Origin of the sequence: Billgrantia tianxiuensis (assembly GCF_009834345.1) — a bacterium.
Lineage (GTDB): Bacteria > Pseudomonadota > Gammaproteobacteria > Pseudomonadales > Halomonadaceae > Halomonas > Halomonas tianxiuensis.
Genome location: NZ_CP035042.1, coordinates 1,155,148 through 1,172,518, shown reverse-complemented (window position 1 = coordinate 1,172,518; position 17,371 = coordinate 1,155,148). Strand labels below are relative to the sequence as shown.

At 64.6% G+C, this 17,371-nt stretch carries 15 protein-coding genes, 3 tRNA genes and 2 pseudogenes; 4 read left to right on the top strand and 16 right to left on the bottom strand.

Annotated elements, in window-relative coordinates; translation table 11 throughout:
- The first annotated feature begins 7 nt into the window (after positions 1–7).
- Positions 8–442 carry a Na+/H+ antiporter subunit G gene (locus EKK97_RS05555; RefSeq protein WP_159550055.1) on the top strand — a complete coding sequence of 145 codons (435 nt, stop codon included), beginning with the start codon at positions 8–10 and terminating at the stop codon, positions 440–442.
- A gap of 72 nt (positions 443–514) precedes the next feature.
- Here the strand turns inward: EKK97_RS05555 and hemH are convergent, their stop codons facing one another.
- The 11 genes and pseudogenes from hemH to rnr form a co-directional block, all read right to left on the bottom strand.
- Positions 515–1,591, bottom strand: coding sequence for a ferrochelatase (hemH, locus tag EKK97_RS05550; protein ID WP_159550052.1), 1,077 nt, complete (start codon positions 1,589–1,591; stop codon positions 515–517).
- A 156-nt stretch (positions 1,592–1,747) separates the two neighbouring features.
- Positions 1,748–2,050, bottom strand: coding sequence for a DUF6482 family protein (locus EKK97_RS05545; RefSeq protein ID WP_159550049.1), 303 nt, complete (start codon positions 2,048–2,050; stop codon positions 1,748–1,750).
- A 152-nt stretch (positions 2,051–2,202) separates the two neighbouring features.
- Positions 2,203–2,496 carry a hypothetical protein gene (locus EKK97_RS05540; RefSeq protein ID WP_159550046.1) on the bottom strand — a complete coding sequence of 98 codons (294 nt, stop codon included), beginning with the start codon at positions 2,494–2,496 and terminating at the stop codon, positions 2,203–2,205.
- 77 nt (positions 2,497–2,573) lie between these two features.
- Positions 2,574–3,960: pseudogene (dnaB, locus tag EKK97_RS05535) on the bottom strand (replicative DNA helicase).
- Between the two features lie 164 nt (positions 3,961–4,124).
- Entirely contained in the window at positions 4,125–5,624 is a 1,500-nt protein-coding gene (locus EKK97_RS05530; protein WP_159550044.1) for a carbohydrate porin, read from the bottom strand.
- A 321-nt stretch (positions 5,625–5,945) separates the two neighbouring features.
- On the bottom strand, positions 5,946–6,392 hold the full coding sequence (rplI, locus tag EKK97_RS05525; RefSeq protein WP_159550042.1) for a 50S ribosomal protein L9: 447 nt from the start codon (positions 6,390–6,392) through the stop codon (positions 5,946–5,948).
- 15 nt (positions 6,393–6,407) lie between these two features.
- A complete protein-coding gene (locus EKK97_RS05520; protein ID WP_159550040.1) occupies positions 6,408–7,262 on the bottom strand; it encodes a YybS family protein in 855 nt (284 codons plus the stop codon).
- Between the two features lie 13 nt (positions 7,263–7,275).
- Positions 7,276–7,503, bottom strand: a complete 228-nt coding sequence (rpsR, locus tag EKK97_RS05515) for a 30S ribosomal protein S18 (RefSeq protein WP_010629658.1) — start codon at positions 7,501–7,503, stop codon at positions 7,276–7,278.
- Between the two features lie 24 nt (positions 7,504–7,527).
- Positions 7,528–7,908 (bottom strand): 30S ribosomal protein S6, encoded by a 381-nt coding sequence (rpsF, locus tag EKK97_RS05510; protein WP_159550038.1) that lies wholly within the window; start codon positions 7,906–7,908, stop codon positions 7,528–7,530.
- A gap of 174 nt (positions 7,909–8,082) precedes the next feature.
- Positions 8,083–8,922 (bottom strand): 23S rRNA (guanosine(2251)-2'-O)-methyltransferase RlmB, encoded by an 840-nt coding sequence (gene rlmB, locus EKK97_RS05505; RefSeq protein ID WP_267964057.1) that lies wholly within the window; start codon positions 8,920–8,922, stop codon positions 8,083–8,085.
- Positions 8,922–11,320, bottom strand: a pseudogene (rnr, locus tag EKK97_RS05500) (ribonuclease R). The gene rlmB and the pseudogene rnr overlap by 1 nt, the downstream one beginning before the upstream one ends.
- A 266-nt stretch (positions 11,321–11,586) precedes the next feature.
- Here rnr and EKK97_RS05495 point away from each other — a divergent pair.
- The 3 genes from EKK97_RS05495 (at position 11,587) to EKK97_RS05485 (ending at position 11,961) form a co-directional block, all read left to right on the top strand.
- Positions 11,587–11,673: transfer RNA gene (locus EKK97_RS05495), tRNA-Leu, on the top strand.
- Between the two features lie 68 nt (positions 11,674–11,741).
- Positions 11,742–11,828 (top strand) — tRNA-Leu (locus EKK97_RS05490).
- Between the two features lie 46 nt (positions 11,829–11,874).
- Positions 11,875–11,961, top strand: a tRNA-Leu gene (locus EKK97_RS05485).
- A gap of 122 nt (positions 11,962–12,083) precedes the next feature.
- Here EKK97_RS05485 and EKK97_RS05480 read toward each other — a convergent pair.
- The 5 genes from EKK97_RS05480 to coxB form a co-directional block, all read right to left on the bottom strand.
- Complete coding sequence (locus EKK97_RS05480) at positions 12,084–12,968, bottom strand: DNA/RNA non-specific endonuclease (protein ID WP_159550036.1); 885 nt, start codon at positions 12,966–12,968, stop codon at positions 12,084–12,086.
- 77 nt (positions 12,969–13,045) lie between these two features.
- On the bottom strand, positions 13,046–13,321 hold the full coding sequence (locus tag EKK97_RS05475; protein WP_159550034.1) for an Lrp/AsnC family transcriptional regulator: 276 nt from the start codon (positions 13,319–13,321) through the stop codon (positions 13,046–13,048).
- Between the two features lie 109 nt (positions 13,322–13,430).
- A complete protein-coding gene (locus EKK97_RS05470) occupies positions 13,431–13,781 on the bottom strand; it encodes a hypothetical protein (RefSeq protein WP_159550032.1) in 351 nt (116 codons plus the stop codon).
- The gene (gene ctaD, locus EKK97_RS05465) at positions 13,778–16,309 is read right to left on the bottom strand and encodes a cytochrome c oxidase subunit I (RefSeq protein WP_159550030.1); all 2,532 of its coding nucleotides are present in this window, start codon (positions 16,307–16,309) and stop codon (positions 13,778–13,780) included. The genes EKK97_RS05470 and ctaD overlap by 4 nt, the downstream gene beginning before the upstream one ends.
- The gene (coxB, locus tag EKK97_RS05460) at positions 16,306–17,307 is read right to left on the bottom strand and encodes a cytochrome c oxidase subunit II (protein ID WP_234286633.1); all 1,002 of its coding nucleotides are present in this window, start codon (positions 17,305–17,307) and stop codon (positions 16,306–16,308) included. The genes ctaD and coxB overlap by 4 nt, the downstream gene beginning before the upstream one ends.
- Positions 17,308–17,371: the final 64 nt, after the last annotated feature.

The following is a 17,371-nucleotide window of genomic DNA, read 5'->3' as shown; positions in this document are numbered from 1 at the left end:
GTGCAAGATGACCTTCTTCGTGATCGCCGAGGGCGTGATCTCCTTCCTGCTGGTGGCAGGCGGCGTGTTCGCCTTTACCGGCTCGCTCGGCATGTTGCAGTTCAAGGACTTCTTCATGCGCCTGCATGGCCCCACCAAGGGCACCACGCTGGGGATCGGCTGCGTGCTGATCGCCTCGATGGTCTACTTCACCCTGACCCAGCGCGAACTGCACGTTCAGGAGCTGTTGATCACGCTGTTCCTGTTCATCACCGCTCCGGTCACCGGCCACATGCTGGCCAAGACGGGGCTGCACATGCACTTGCGCTTCACCACCGGCACCCGCGGCTCGGTGCCGGAATTCCGCGACGAGGACGTGGGCCAGAGCCGTGTGGCAAGGCCCGCCCGTGCCAGGCACCCCTGGAAGTATCGCAAGCAGAAGCGGCACCGCCTGTTCCGCTGAGACGACCGCGCTGGGTCGGTTTCGCCTGGCACTTCCCGCAGGGCGGCGCATACGCTGCCCTGCCGCTGAGGCTCAACTCAGCCAGCCGCCCAGCTCATTCTCGGCGATCGCCAGCAACGCCTGGATGTGATCGTCGCGGTCGTTGAGACAGGGAATGTAGGTAAACCGCTCTCCACCCGCGGCAAGGAAGCTGTCGCGGATCTCCTCGTTGATCTCCTCGAGGGTCTCCACGCAGTCGGCAGCGAACGCCGGCGAGATTACCGCGATGTGCTTCTTGCCCTGACGCGCCAGCTCCGCCACGTGATCCACGGTCTGCGGCCCGACCCATTCCTCGGGGCCGAACTGCGACTGGAACGCGGTCTGGATGGCATCCTCCTCCCAGCCCAACCGCTCGCGCAGCAGCCGGGTGGTCTTCTGGCACTGGCAGTGGTAGGGGTCACCCTCGAGCAGGAAGCGCTTGGGCACGCCGTGATAGGAGGCCACCAGCACCTCCGGCGGCGTATCGGCGGCAGCGTACTTGTCACGCACCGAGTTGGCCAGCGCCTCGAGATAGGCCGGATGCTCGAAATAGGCCGGCACGGTGCGCAGCGCCGGCTGCCACTTGAGCTTCATCAGGCTACGGAAGGCGTGGTCGTTGGCCGTGGCCGTGGTCGGCGAGGCGTACTGGGGGTAGAGCGGGAAAAACAGGATCCGGTCACAGCCGGCAGCCTGCATCCGGCGCAGCACGCTGTCGGTGGAAGGGTTGCCGTAGCGCATGCAGAAATCCACCAGAACCCGCTCGCCATGACGTTGCCGGAGCGCCTCGGCCAGCTTGCGGGTCTGATCCCGCGTGATGGTCAATAACGGACTTTCGTCCTTCTCCTTGTTCCAGATGCTGCGATAGGCTTCGCCCGACTTGAACGGGCGGCGGGTGAGAATGATCAGCTGCAGCAGCGGCTGCCACTTCCAGCTTGGGTAATCCACGACCCGCTTGTCGGAAAGGAACTCATTGAGATAGCGCCGCATCGACCAGTAGTCGGTGCCGTCCGGCGTCCCCAGATTGGCCAGCACGACGCCGATCTTGGGCCGGGGAACCGCGGGATGCCGTGCCGGTGCATGGGCGGGACGTTGACGCTCCGGCGAGCCCGATTCCACTTGCGATGCGGCCATGCGCTGCGCTCCTCGTGACGAAAGATTAGGAGCGGCCATTGTATCAGGCGCAAGCCTGGCCAGGGCATCAAGTTATACTATGAAGTCAATTTGTATAACTTGGATCAAGGTTATCATCCGGCGCAGCATGACCAAGCGCGGCCAGTTTCGGGCAGCCTAGAAGACCAGCGGCATGCGTGAGGTCAGCGGGTCGTGATAATGCGCCTCGCGGCCGACGACCTCGTCCTGCGGTACGTGCTGCACCAGGAAGGCACGATGGATGCCGGCGCGCTGCAGCTCGAGATAGACGTCCTCAAGCGACCGGAACACCGTGGGCTTGCCGCGACGGGTCAACAGGTGGCGCCCCCCTTCCACGTCTTCCAGCTCCACCTGGTAGCAGTGGCTGCCGGAGTGAGTGATGACCCGCACCTCGAAGTTGTCGTGATGGGTGACGAAGTGTTTCAGCTGTTCGAATTCCATGGTTCCCTCCATGTCCTGGAATTGTTCCATTGCGTATGCAAGATATGCGTCGGGCACAGCATGACTGTGCCCGATGTGATTTGCATGACGCCGATATATCGCTTTTGTGACAGCGATGGCGCGCAGTGGTTCCGTGACTGCGCGCCTGGCGGCTACTGGTAGGCGGAGGGATCGATCGCCTTGGCCAGGGAGTTGCGGTCGACCCACTTGCCCGCCTTGGTCTCCTTGTAGCGGAACACCACGCAGTCGCCTACCGCTACGGCGAGCTCGGCATCCTCGGTCTGGTAGCTGTATGCCTCACCGTCGACGACCAGGTGAAAGCGGTAGAGATCCGGCATGCCCAGCCACTCCTTGAACGGCCCTTCGCGCTCCAGCGACTGGAGCTCGCCGCGCGCTTCCAGCTTGGGGGTGCGCTGGCGCTTGCCGCGCCGAAATCCGCCTGCCATGGTCACTCCTCGCTTTTCGTCTGTCGGGGGCTCGGCATTATACGGGGCCGCACGCGAGGCTCAAGCGCCGCCGGGCCTCACTCGCCGAATGCCTCGCCATAGCTATCCGGCGCCAGGTCCTCGAAGCGAGTGTACTTGCCGATGAAGGCCATGTGCACCGTACCGATGGGGCCGTTACGCTGCTTGCCGATGATCAGCTCGGCCAGGCCCTGGTTGTCCGGGTTATCCGGATTGTAGACCTCGTCACGATAGACGAAGGCGATCAAGTCGGCATCCTGCTCGATGGCGCCGGACTCGCGCAGGTCCGACATGACCGGGCGCTTGTTGGGGCGCTGCTCCAGCGAGCGGTTGAGCTGGGAGAGCGCCACCACCGGGCAGCCGAACTCCTTGGCCATGCCCTTCAGCGAGCGCGAGATCTCCGAGATCTCCCCGGTACGGTTCTCCGAAAAGCCGGGATCTGCATCAGCTGCAGGTAGTCGATCATCACCAGGGCCAGGTTGCCGTGCTCGCGTACCACCCGGCGGATGCGCGAACGCATCTCGTTGGGCGACAGCGCCGCGGTATCGTCGATGAACAGCTGCTTGTCCTTGAGCAGGTTGACCGCCGAGGTCAGCCGCGGCCAGTCCTCGTCCTCGAGCTGGCCGGTCCGCACCCGGGTCTGGTCGATACGCCCCAGCGACGACAGCATACGCAGCATCAGCGATTCGGCAGGCATCTCCATGGAGAACACCATCACCGGCCGATCGCTGGCAATGACAGCGTGCTCGACCAGGTTCATGGCGAAGGTGGTCTTACCCATGGAGGGTCGCCCGGCGATGATCACCAGATCGGAGGGCTGCAGACCCGAGGTCATGTCGTCGAGGTCGCGGAACCCCGTCGACAGGCCGGTCATCTCGCCCTTCATGTTGAACAGCTCGTCGATGCGATCCACCGCCTTGGCCAGCAGTTCGCTCATGCCGATCGGCCCGCCCGACTTGGGACGCTCCTCGCTGATCTGGAACACCAGCCGCTCGGCCTCGTCGAGCAGCTCGTCGGCGGGGCGGCCTTGGGGCTGAAGGCGCCGTCGGCGATCTGGTTGGCGGCGCGGATCAGCTTGCGCAGCGTGGCCCGCTCACGAACGATGTCGGCATAGGCGCGGATGTTGCTCGCCGAGGGCGTGTTGCGGGCCAGCTCGGCCAGATAGGCGAGGCCGCCCACGGTATCGAGCTGATCGCGCCCTTCCAGCGCCTCGGAAAGCGTGACCACGTCGAGCGGCTTGCCCGCTTCGGCAAGGCCGCTCATGGCGTTGAAGATCAGGCGATGCTCGTAGCGGTAGAAGTCGTCGGCCACCAGTCGGTCGGCGACGTTGTCCCAGGCCTGGTTGTCGAGCATCAGGCCGCCCAGCACCGACTGCTCGGCTTCGAGCGAGTGCGGCGGCACCTTGAGTGCGGCGGTTTCCTTATCGAGCTCGAGCGTGTCGTTCATGGTGCGGCAACCTTGAGGGGAACGGGCCGTGCCATTCTACCCGATGCCCCGAGCCCGCCCTACCTCTCGAATCGACAAAAACCGCGACCGATATCGGTCGCGGCAAGGGATCGAAACAATCCGCGAGCAGTGGCCCGGCGCTGCCGGGCCCGGCTTGGCGCCGCTTAGAACCACACCTCGGTCTGCACGCCGAAGCTCCACTGGCCGCCGGTGAAGCCGTCGCTGCCGAAGGCATCGCCGCCGCTGTAGCCGTTGAGCTCTTGGTCCCAATCGCTCCAGGAGGCGAACAGGCGAATTTCGGGGCGCTGCCAGAAACCGCCCACCTGGGGCTTGAAGGTCGGTGCGATGGTGAACTTAGTGTAGTCGCCCTCCACCGCGCTGTTGCCGTTACGGCCACGGGGGTCGAGGTCCATCCACTGGTAGCTGGCCTCGTACTGCATCTCGAAGTTCTGGGTGAGTTCGTTGGCCAGGCGCACGTTGAAGGTCGCCCAGTCGTACTGGTCACCCTCGACGTAGCGATCCTTGCTGGTCTCGGCGAGAATCGCCGGTGCCACTCGCCACCTCGGCGCCACGTAGGTGGTGCCGTAGAGGGCCAGGCGGGTCGCGGTGGCATCGTCGGTAAGTTCCCCGTCGCTGCCGAGCCCCTTGACCTGGGCGCCCAGGCCCTGGCCGTGCAGCACCGCAGCCTTGAAGTTGCCCTCGCCCAGGCCAAAGAAGCTGTCGCCGTGGTAGGCCACCATGGTGTGGAAGCCGCTGGTGGCGGCGGTCTGCCCCTCGCCGATGTCGCGGGTGTCGTTATCCGCCGCCGACAGACCGTTGACCATCCACTGCCAATTACCGAAGTAGTTGTTTGAGGTCAGGATCAGGCTGTCGGTGCTGCCGTCGTCTCCCGGATGCTCGGGCCGCACATCGAAGTCGCTGAAGCTGCGCCCGTAGAGCGAGAAGTTGGAGCGCCAGTTGTCGGCCAGCTGCATGTCGTAGATACCGGCGCCGGTACCGGCGAGGAAGATGATGTCACTGTCGAGCCAGTGGATGTCGAAGTTGTCGCGGTCGAAGCGCTTGCCGGCCCAGATAGAGGCGTTTTCGAAGGCACCGGTGAAGCTCGGTAGGTCGCTGAACTCGGCGTAGACCTGGCGCACGTTGAGGTTGGAGTCGTCGTCCCAGTCGTTGCTGGTCTCGGTGCCGCTGGCCAGCATGGTGCGATAGAGCGCCTTGGCACCGTTGTCGAACTGCATGCGGTAGTTGAGGATGGCCTCGGCGTAGGTATCCGGCTCGTTGCCCAGCCGCCCCACGGCCCCGCCCAACCCGCCGGCCGGCGTCACGTAGGGGCCGCCGTCGATGCTCTTGCGATCCTCACCCAGCAGCAGCCCCGAGCGAGCATAGACGTTGAACGAGAAGCCCTCTTCGCCGCTGGCCTGGCGCTCCACCTTGGCCAGGCGCTCCTCCACCTCGTCGGCGGAGAGCCGCCCTTCGGCCTGGGCCTCGGCGAGTTCGGCGCGCTGCTCGGCGGCGCTGGCACGCTGCTCGGCAGCGGCGATGCGGTTCTCGAGTTCGAGCAGGCGCTGCTCGAGGGCGGCGGTATCGGCGGCGGCGTGCCCAACCATGCCGAAGCTGGCCACGGCCACGGCAGCAACGAGCGGGGTTCGTAGCAAGGCGGTCTTCATCGCAGTTGTTCCTTTTATGCTTGTTTGTTCGTTTGTTTTCACAAGAAGAACGGGGCGAGACATGGCTCTGTATCGTTACAGACAAGCATCACAATGCCGTCTTGTTGGCCCTGCCGCCCTGGCCTGAAGCGCAGCGCTTCCAGACAGGCAAAACTTAATCGTTTAAGAGCGGCGACGCAAAACAAAACCGTAATATTACTACCAATGTCTAAGTCAGGTTCCAGGAGAGGAAAAGCCAGGGTCGAAAAAGAAAAGGGCGCAGGGAAAGCTCCCCGCGCCCCTTGGCGTCATTGTCGGCTCGGATGAAGCCTGACGCTTGCCTTACTCGGCGACCACGACCACGCGAACGGTGGCGTCGACTTCGGCATGCAGGTGCAGGTCGATGTCGTACTCGCCGGTCTGGCGAATCGGACCTTCCGGCATGCGAACTTCGCTCTTGGCGACTTCGATGCCAGCCTGGCCCAGCGCCTCGGCCAGGTCACGCGGACCGATGGAACCGAACAGCTTGCCTTCGTCGCCGGCCTTGGCGACCAGCGACAGCTCGATCTCGGCCAGTTGGGCGGCGCGGGACTCGGCGATCGCCTTGCGCTCGGCGGCCTGGGCCTCGAGCTCGGCGCGCTGCGCCTGGAAGGCCTCCAGGTTGTCCTTGGTGGCCGGCACGGCCAGACCGTAAGGTACCAGGTAGTTACGGCCATAGCCGGGCTTTACGGTCACCTTGTCACCCAGACCGCCCAGCTTGCCAATGTTGTCGAGCAGAATGACTTCCATCTCGTTAACCTCTTGTCAGTCGCTGCGAGAGGCCAGACGGCCGCGGAAATCCACGAACACGTCGATGAAGGCCGCCAGCAGCACGATCAGAATCATGGGCCAAGTGGTGATCAGCAACACGTAGAACGCGATCAGCCACAGCCCGTTCATACCCTTTACTCCGATGAAGCCGTGCACCAGCGCAATGCCTGCTACCAGCAGCGGCACCCAGACCAGCATGGAGAGCGACGGCAAACCCAGCACCATGCCCACCACGCCGAGCAGGACCAGCACCCCCAGTTCGCGCGGCGCCAGGCGCAGCGCATGGAACTCCTCGCGGAATCCGCCGGGGTTGTAGAGCCCTGCCTGCCAGGCTCGCGCCAGCGCCAGGCAACCGATCGCCGCGATCAGCACGACCAGACCGGTGATGCCACCGATCAGCAGTCTTGCCAGCTCCTCGGTGTCGAAGCCCTGTCGCGCCAGCTCGGTGAGCATGCGGTCGATCTCGGCCGAACCCTGGCGCAGCTGCTCCAGCAGCGGCCCGGTGCCGCCCGGCGGCACGAAGATGCCGAGCTGTACCATGGCTGCCGCGACCAGCGTGCCGACGATCAGCGCCTCGCTCCAGCGCATGCGCGAACGCAGCACCACGGCCATCAGCGTCACCAGCAGCACGCTGGCCAGCGGAATGGCATCGCCCTGGGTCCACCACCAGCCGGCGGGAACGGCAGCCGCCACCAGCACCGGCAGCGCCGGCGACAGGCCGCGACGCAGCGTGACCAGGGCCACGATGGCGCCACTGAACCAGAACAGCCAGGGCACGATCGCCGCCAGCGCCGCCCCGCCTGCGGCGTAGGGCATGCCGCGCATTAGCCATCGGGCAATCGGCAACATCGAATTCAGCGGCTTACTGGTGGCTGTCGGTGTAGGGCAGCAGAGCCAGGTAGCGCGCGCGCTTGATGGCGGTGGCCAGCTGGCGCTGATAACGGGCCTTGGTACCGGTAATGCGGCTGGGTACGATCTTGCCGGTTTCGGTGATGTAGGCCTTGAGCGTGTCCAGATCCTTGTAGTCGATCTGCTTCACGCCTTCAGCAGTGAAACGGCAGAACTTGCGACGGCGGAAAAAGCGTGCCATGAAAAGACTCCTTGGTACGTGCGATCAGTGGGCTTCGGCAGTTTCTTCGGCGCGCGGCTTCTCGTCGCGACGCGCACGCTTGTCGTCTGCCGGCTTCATCATCGGCGAAGCTTCGGTGATGGCTTCCTTGCAGCGCACCACCAGGCTGCGAATGATGGCGTCGTTGAAACGGAAGATGTTCTCGATCTCCTCGAGAGTCTCGCCGCTGCACTCGACGTTCATCAGCACGTAGTGAGCCTTGTGGATCTTGTTGATCGGGTAGGCCAGGTGACGGCGGCCCCAGTCCTCCAGACGATGCACGGTGCCACCGCTCTCGGTGACGATGCTGGAGTAACGCTCGACCATGGACGGCACTTGCTCGCTCTGGTCCGGATGGACCATGAACACGATCTCGTAATGACGCATGGGATCTCCTTTCGGGTTGGCAGCTTCCGCGTGACACCTTTTCCATGCGGGACCGGCGCTCAAGGGAAGCAAGGAGGTGATAGTCGAAAATAGCAACGCCCGCTCACGTAGGAACGGGCGCCTGCATTTTAGTGATCCACGCCGACACTTGCAAGACGGTACTGCCGTTCGGTATCAGCCACCCGCGACGAGGCGGCGCTGGCGCACCGCCTCGAACAGGCAGACGCCGGTGGCTACCGAGACGTTGAGGCTGGAGACGCTGCCGGCCATGGGCAGCTTGACCAGGCCGTCGCAGGCCTCGCGGGTCAGACGTCGCATCCCCTTGCCCTCGGCCCCCATCACCAGCGCCGTGGCGCCGCTGAATTCGGCATCGTAGAGCAGCGTCTCGGCCTCGCCTGCGGTGCCGGTGATCCACACGCCGAACTCCTTGAGCCGGGCCAGTGCCCGGGCCAGGTTGGTCACTTGATAGACCGGCACGCTCTCGGCGGCACCGCAGGCCACCTTGCGTACCGTGGCGTTGAGCGGCGCGGCCTTGTCCTTGGGCACGATCACGCCGTGCACACCGGCGGCATCGGCGCTGCGCAGACAGGCGCCGAAGTTGTGCACGTCGGTAACGCCATCGAGTACCAACAGCAGAGGCGGGGCCTCGTGAGGCCAGGCCTCGAGCTTGAACCATAGCGCCGCTTCGCTCTCGAAGGCGAGCGGCGCGGCGAAGGCGACGATGCCCTGGTGGGAAACCTCCTGAGCCAGGCGGTCCAGCTCCTCACGCGGGCGCGCTTCGATCCGCGCCCCGCCACGGCGGGCCTGGTCGATCAACTCGGCGAGACGCTGTTGCGCCTCGCCCTCCTGGACCCACAGCACCCGGGGCACTTCGCCGCGCGCCAGCAGGGCACGCACCGCGTGCACGCCAAACACCGCGTCGAGTCCGCCTGGCGTACCCGGCGGGCTGGATGGGCGGCGCGGCGCTCTCTTGCGGCCGCTGTCGCGCCGCGGCTCCTTGCGTCCCTGCGCCATCAGCTACGCGCCTTCGGCTTGCGCGGGCCACGACGTCGCTTGCCGCCCCTGCCCTTGCCGCCCTTGTCATCGGCCTTACCCTTGCCGGCGTCAGGCTTGGCTGTGAAAACCGCCTCGTTCTCGCCACGACGTTTGCGCGGTTGACGCTTGGGCCGCGGCTTCTCGTCCTCGAGCACGAAGTCGATCTTGCGATCGTTCAAATCCACACGTGCCACCTGGACGGTGACGCCATCGCCCAGGCGATAGCTCATGCCGGTACGCTCGCCCTTGAGACGATGCTTTTCGGGCTCGTAATGGTAGTAGTCCGAAGGCAGCGAGGTGACGTGCACCAGCCCCTCGACATAGACCTCGTCGAGCCGCACGAAGATACCGAACTGAGTCACCGAGGCGATGGTACCCTCGAAGACCTCGCCGAGCTTGTCGGACATGAACTCGCACTTGAGCCAGTCTTCCACGTCGCGGGTGGCGTCGTCGGCGCGCCGCTCGGTCATCGAGCAATGTTCACCGAGTTCGAGCATCTGCTCGAAGGTGTAGGGGGCCCACTTGCTCGGCGGCTCCACCTTGGCGCCTTCGGCGCGCAGCACGGTATTGGTCTGGCGCGGCCCACGGATCACCGAGCGAATCGCCCGGTGCACCAGCAGGTCGGGATAGCGTCGGATCGGCGAGGTGAAATGAGCGTAGGCCGGGTAAGCCAGGCCGAAGTGCCCTTCGTTGTGTGGCGAATAGACCGCCTGGCTCATCGAGCGCAGCATCACGGTCTGGATCACGTCGGCGTCCGGACGCCCGCGAATCGCTTCGGCCAGTACCTGGTAGTCCTGCGGCGTGGGCTCGTCGCCACCGCCCACCGAAAGCCCCAGCTCGTTGAGGAACAGACGCAGCTTGTCGAGTCGCTCCGGCGAAGGACGCTCGTGGATGCGATAGAGTGCCGGCAGGTCGTGCTTGTCGAGGAAGCGGGCGGTGGCTACGTTGGCCGCCAGCATGCACTCCTCGATGAGCTTGTGGGCATCGTTGCGGCTTCGAGGCACGATCTTCTCGATCTTGCGCTCCTCGTTGAAGACGATCGCCGTTTCGGTGGTCTCGAAGTCGATCGCGCCACGCTCCTCACGGGCCTGGCGCAGCACCTTGTAGAGCTGGTGCAGATCCTTGAGCGGCTTGACCAGGTCGCGATACTCGCGACGCAGCGCATCGCCCTCGGGATCATCCTCGTCGAGAATCGCCGCCACCTTGGTGTAGGTGAGCCGGGCATGGGACTGGAACACGGCCTCGTAGAAGCGGTAGCGGCTGATCGCACCACTCTTGGAGATGTTCAGCTCGCACACCATGGCCAGGCGGTCGACGTGCGGATTGAGCGAGCACAGCCCGTTGGAGAGCAGCTCCGGCAGCATCGGCACCACCTGCCCGGGGAAATAGACCGAGTTGCCGCGGCGGATCGCTTCCTCGTCGAGCGGGCTGCCCGGGCGCACATAGTGCGACACGTCGGCAATGGCGACGATCAGCTTCCAGCTGCCGGACTTGGTCTTCCAGGCGCATACGGCGTCGTCGAAATCCTTGGCGTCCTCGCCGTCGATGGTCACCAGCGGCAGGTGGCGCAGGTCGATGCGATGCTGCTTGTCCTGTTCGGCCACCTCGGCGGACATCTCGGCGATCTGGTCATGCACCTCGGGGGAAATTCGGCCGGGATCTCGTAGCTGCGGATGGCGATGTCGATTTCCATGCCCGGATCCATGCGCTCGCCCAGCACTTCGACCACCTCACCCACCGGCTGTACGCGGGTATCGGGCTGCTGCACGATTCTGGCCGACACCACCTGGCCGTCGCGCGCTCCACCGCAGGCGCTGTGAGGAATGATCACCTCCTGGGTAATGCGCGGATTCTCGGGGATCAGCACGCCGAACTCGGAGGTATTCTCGCGGTAGACACCGACGATGGTCTGGGTATTGCGCGCCAGCACCTCGGCGATGGTCGCCTCGTCGCGGCCGCGGCGGTCGCGGCCGCTGATGCGCACCAGCACATAGTCGCCGTGGAAGACCCGACGCATTTGCCGCGGCGGCAGCACCAGGTCGGGCTTCTTGCCGTCATCGCGCAGCACGAAGCCGAAGCCATCGCGATGGCCCAGCACCTTGCCCTTGATCAGGTCGAGTTTGTCGATCAGGGCATAGGCCCCGGCGCGGTTGCGCAGCACCTGGCCGTCACGCTCCATCGCGGCCAGCCGGCGACGCACGGCCTCCTGCAGCTCCTCGTCATCGAGGCCCAGCATGCGGCTCATCTTTTCATGGGTGATCGGCTTACCGTACTCTTCCAGGCGTGCCAGCAGGTACTCGCGGCTGGGCGCCGGCTTGTCGTACTTGTGGGCCTCGCGGCTGGCATGGGGGTCGTTGCTGAGCGTCCAATGAGTCATGCGTGGGGCATCCTTGGCAACGGGAGCAGCGTTCCGGGAAGGGCGCGGGCAAGAGGCCGCGTGCGTAGGGTGTTGCTAATGAAGTCGTTTGTCATGCCCGCAGTATAGCGCCGGTGCCGGCTTGGCCCAACCATGGCGGAGCGACGCAGGAGACGAGCGCGGCGAAATCATGCTGCGAAGCGTGCCAGCAACAGCCCCAGGAATGGGGGAAATTTCGCCGGGCGCTCTTGCATTGAGCCACAATTTGGGTAAGATACGCGTCGCCTGCCCAGATGGCGGAATTGGTAGACGCGCTAGCTTCAGGTGCTAGTGTCCTTACGGACGTGGAGGTTCAAGTCCTCTTCTGGGCACCAACGCTTCCTGCGGAAGCGCTGGTTGGGTCAGGCCCCTCGCTCTTTGTCAACTCGACTCGCTCGTGTTCGCCCAGGTGGCGGAATTGGTAGACGCGCTAGCTTCAGGTGCTAGTATCCTTACGGATGTGGAGGTTCAAGTCCTCTCCTGGGCACCATCCCAGACACGCGAACACGATGGCGATGACGACAACGGCATGATGCGCCCAGGTGGCGGAATTGGTAGACGCGCTAGCTTCAGGTGCTAGTATCCTTACGGATGTGGAGGTTCAAGTCCTCTCCTGGGCACCACCGCTCTCACGAGCACACCGCATCATGCAGGCTGAACATTTCCAGAGCGAACCAACGAATTAAAAGAACCGCGACCAGATCGCGGTTTTTTTGTGCCTGCGATTCGCTCGCGCAGCGACTTTTTAATAACGAGAAGGAAGGTGCGCCACCTCTTCGAGCGCCCACCCCTCCGCAACCACCTCCCCTTCCAGCACCTCGGCCACCTCCTCGGGCAGGCGCGGGAAGAAGTTCAGTCCGGTACGCGCTTCCACTTCGTCGATGCTCACCAGGTAGTCGTCCAGCGGCTCGTCGCCGCGCACCTCCTGGGGCATGATGAAGGCCAGCGCCATGGGCTCCTCGGCCGGCACCACGATGATCTTGTAGAAGGCTTCGGGAATCTCGACCAAGCCGACCCGGTTGGTCACGTTGTCGAAGAACCGCTCCGGGAAAACCGGCCCGGTGATCACCTGCACCACGCCGAAACGCGGCACGAAGTGGTCGATCACCACCTCTTCGAGGCGCTGCCAAAGCCGCCGGTTGAGATCCGGCCGCTGGGGCGAGATATTGCTCATCAGGAACGACTGCTCCTGGGCTTGGCGCCCATGCACTACGGCGATGGCGTAGTTGGGCGCCAGATGGCCGCGGTCGTAACCGCTGCCGAAATAGCTGTCGGCGGCAATTGGCCACAGGGTGCGCCAATCCTGCCGAAAATCGGGCCTGGAGCCGGACCTGGGATCCTCCACCTCGTGAAGCAGGTAACTCACCCACAGCGGATTGACCCGCACGTCCGACCAGCCCACCAGGAAGCCGTCGTTACGTAGTACGCGGTGCAGGGTCAGCGGCGTCAGGTTTTCCCAGGTGGGCACCCCCATCCAACTGAGCTGGTCGCGGTACTCCTGTTCCTGAGTGTACCACAGGCCGCTGCCAACCGCGACGAAAACGAGAGTGATGGCGAACTGGCGGGTGCGTGAGCGCCAGCGTGACAGCGGTGAGCTACGCCGCCTGCTGCGTGAGCGTGCAAGAGCCATGAGTCGATCCAGAGGGTGCCACTGCCGGTGTCCTGAGACGCCGGCATCGAGTTACATCGCGAAGGAAGCTCGCCGGGCTACCAGCCCAGCGAGAACATGGTTTCGAGGTCGTGCCGGGAGTGCACCTGCATGGCGTTCAGGGTTTCGGTGTCACGAATACCCTCAACGGCATTGAGACGTTCGGTCACCAGTTCGGCAAGGCTCTCGAAATCCGGAGTGCGGGCGATGGCCACCAGATCATAGCGGCCGCAGGTGGAGTAGACCTCGCTGATCCCCTCGACATCGGCAAGCCGCTCGGCCACCGCCTTGACCTGGCCCTTCTCGGTATTGATCAGGATCACGGCATTCTGCATCGGGCTCTCCCCTTGTCTTGCTCCAGTCGGGTTCCACCGCGGCAGGCATTCGCCGCGACCTGGCGCGAGTATAGCAGGCAGGCCGCGGTGGCTGAATCGTCTCGCTCCCTCACAGACAGGGAGGCAGGAATATTATCGGGTAGCCCACGAACAGGGTGCCACCCGCCGAGAACAGGAAGATCCCCGCCGAGGCGTAGGCGAAAAAGCGCTCACGCCGCGGCTCCGCCTTCCGCCCTGCCGCCACGCTGGCCCAGGTCAACCCCAGCAGCAGCAACACCGTGAAGAGCGTGGCCAGCCCCACCCCGATATTGATACCGGTCAGCATGTCGCGTTCGGGGTCGGGCGGCGCCACCGAACAGGCCACCGAGAGTCCGGCATAGATCGCCACGAACCAGATGCCCCAGATGGTGACACCGCTGACCAGGTGAACCGGGTGGGTCAGTCTCAACAGTCGTCTCATACCCCACCTCCCAGGATCGTCGGCATGACCCAGATGGCTACGAACAAGACCCAGTAAACGACCAGGTGGTAGTACCAGAAGCGCAACACTACCACCGGCTCCAGGGGCGCATGCGCGCCGACGAATCCATAGCCCACCCGCAGTCCTTGCAGCAGGCACAGCAGGCCACCCAGCAGCGCATGGATCAGCACGTAGAGCAACGCCACCAGCAGCGTGGCATCGTGGGCGGTCTCGGTGGGCGCCAGCTCCGCCTGCCAGATCACCGCTGCGAGCAGCATCGCTTGTAGCGCGCCGAGTCCGCCAGCCAGATACATGCCACCGCCGAGTCCGGCATCGTTGTCTCGCCGTAGGCGGCGCACCAGCTTGGCCAGCCACGCGCTACCCAGCGTCAGGGAGATACCCGCCCCCACCAGCAACGATGGCGAGAGAGGCGAGGTTTCCGGCATCTGCCACTCGGGGGCCACGGTCCACAGGTAGAACCAGCCGAACAGCAGCGAAAGGAACAGCGAACCGTTGGCCAGATGCGAGACCGACATGGTCCATACCCCCGGGCCGTTCATGGTGCGCGAATGCAGCGGCGGCTGGCCGGGCGACACCGTAGGGTCGGGCGCCGCCTTGGGATGAGCGCCGTTCTCCCACGACCAGCGCAGCAGCAAGACGACGGCCACCAGCGTGGCCACGGCCGCCAGCGGGTAGATTCGGACCAACAGGCAGACGCAGACCATCGCCAGGGCCAGGGCGGCGAAGAACGGCCACCAGGAGTTGGTGGGTAGATGGACGACTTCGCGCAGCTTACCGGTCAGCGCATCGCTGCCCCAGGTCTCGCGCCGGCCATGGTCGATGGTGTTGAGGCCATGGCGCCCCTCGGTGATGGTGCGCGGCAGTTCCGGGTCGTCCCACAGCGGGTGGCGGGTATCCAGCCGCGGCAGACTGACGAAGTTATAAGGCGTTGGCGGCTTGGGCATGGTCCACTCCAGGCCGTCGGCATTCCACGGGTTCTGCGGCGCCTTCTTGCCGAAGCGGAAATGCAGCGCGACGTCGAGAATCAGCAGCGCCACGCCGGCCGACATCATGAACCCGCCAACGGAAGAGATCAGGTTGTAGATATCCCAGCCCATGGCGGTGTCGTAGGTGAATACACGCCGGCGCATGCCCAGCAGTCCGGTCCAGTGCATGATCAGGAAAGTGAGGTTGAAACCGAGGAAGATCAGCCAGAAGCTCCACTTGCCAAGCCGTGCGGAAGGCATGCGCCCCGATACCAGCGGTAGCCAGTAGTAGAGCCCGGCGATCAGCGGAAACAGCATGCCGCCCACCAGCACGTAGTGCATGTGCGCCACTACGAAGTGCGTATCGTGGACCTGCCAGTTGAACGGCACCAGCGCCAGCATTACCCCGGTCAGCCCACCCAGCACGAAGATCACCAGAAAACCGATGATCCACAGCATCGGCAGCGACATGACCGGTCGCCCCAGCCACAGCGTGGAAAGCCAGACGAATATCTGGATGCCGGTGGGAATCGCCACCAGCATGCTGGCTGCCGAGAAGAAGGCCAGCGCCAGCTGCGGGATACCCAGGGTAAACATATGGTGCACCCACAACCCGAAGCTGACGAAGCCCATGATGACGATCGCCGCCACCACCCAGCCATAGCCGACGATGGGACGCCGGGCAAAGACCGGGATCAGGGTGGAGACGATGCCGGCCCCCGGCAGGAAGATGATATAGACCTCGGGATGGCCGAATAGCCAGAACAGGTGCGCCCACAGAACCGGGTCGCCACCGCCGGCCACGTCGAAGAACGGCATGCCGGTGGCACGCTCCAGCTCGAGCAGGATGCTGCCGAGGATCAGCGGCGGGAAGCCGACCACGATCATCAGCGCCATGGCCAGGATGTACCAGGCGAATAGCGGCATCTTGTGCAGCGGCATGCCTTCGGTACGCGTGCGCAAGATCGACACCACCAGCTCGACCCCGGCGGAGAGTGCCGAAATCTCCACGAAGGTGATGCCCAGCAGCCAAAAGTCCGAGCCGCGCCCGGGCGCATAGTCGCCGCTGCTGAGCGGCGTGTACATGAACCAGCCGCTGGCCGGCGCCATCTCGAACAGCAGGCTCGAGACCAGGATGATGCCGCCGAACAGATAGCAGAAGTAGCCGAAGGCGGAAAGCCGCGGACACACCAGGTCGCGCGCGCCGATCATCTTGGGGATCATGTAGATCGCCAGCCCCTCGAGAATGGGAATGGCGAACAGGAACATCATCACCGTGCCGTGCATGGTGAAGACCTGGTTATAGGTCTCGTGCGACATGAAGTCGTTGTCGGGGAAGGCGAGCTGGGTGCGAATCAGCATCGCCAGCAGCCCGCCGATCAAGAAGAAGATCGCCCCGGTCACCATGAAGCGCAGCCCAACGCTGGTGTGATTGACCACGGTCAGGGCACCCAGGCCGCGCGGGTTGGCCCAGACTTCGGCCATGCCGTTGTGCAGACGACGGACTTCGGGAGTCAGGGTAGCGTCCTTGGTATCGCTCATGGTTCCAACGTCTCCAGCCAGGCACCGATATCCTGCAGTGTTTCGGTATCGATATGATGATGGGGCGGCATCCGATTGCCGGGCTTGAGCGTCTGATGGTGCTGCAGCCAATAGGCGATGGCGCCCTCTTCCATGGGCAACACACCGGCGCCCAGCGTGGGGCGGGAGCCGATGTCGCTGAGGTCGGGTCCGCGAATGTCGTGTTCCAGGTCATCGACGACGAGTTCGTCGGGAAAGCCCGCGACGGTATGACAGGCGGCACAGTGCTCACCGAAGGCTTCCCGCGCCTGGTCGAACCCTTCCTGCGGCACGGGAGGAGAGCGTCGCTCGGCCAGCCAGGCATCGTAAGCGTCGCGCTCCAGCACCTCGACGTGGAGCAGCATGTGGGTATGCTGCGCACCGCAATATTCGGCGCACTGGGCGCCGAATACGCCGGGCACGTCCGCTTCCAGGCGGATGGTGGAATGACGCCCGGGTATCATGTCCCGCTTGCCGCCCAGGCGCGGTATCCAAAAGGCGTGGATGACATCTTCGCTGGTGATGCGGAAGTCGACGGGTTCGCCGGCCGGCATCACTAGCCGGTTGGCCGTGACCACATCGCGCTCGCCCTCCTCGCCGGGATAGCGAATCTCCCACCACCACTGGTGGCCAATCACTTCGATGCGCTCGGCTTCGCCCTCAGGGAGCGGTAGGGGCAGCATGCTGCGGCCGGTGGGCGCGGCGAATACCAGCAGTGCGACGATGCTGACCACCGGCAACGCTATGCCACCGCCGAGTACCCAGCGCAGCATGATGTGCCGCTCCTCGCGAGGCGTCCGCTGCGGCTGTTCGCGACGACGAAAGGTATAGAGCCATAGCGCATAGACACTGAGCGAGACGACGACGGTGACGATGAGCATGGCCCACCACACCCAGAACTGGGCTCGGGCCGCCGGGCCGGAATGATCCAGTATCGACATCTCGCCGGCACAGCCCGCCAGCAGACCGCACAATGGCAAGACGCTCCAGACGAGTCGGCGCGAGCGGTTGACCCGATGCCGACCAGGGCGTTGAATGCCAATG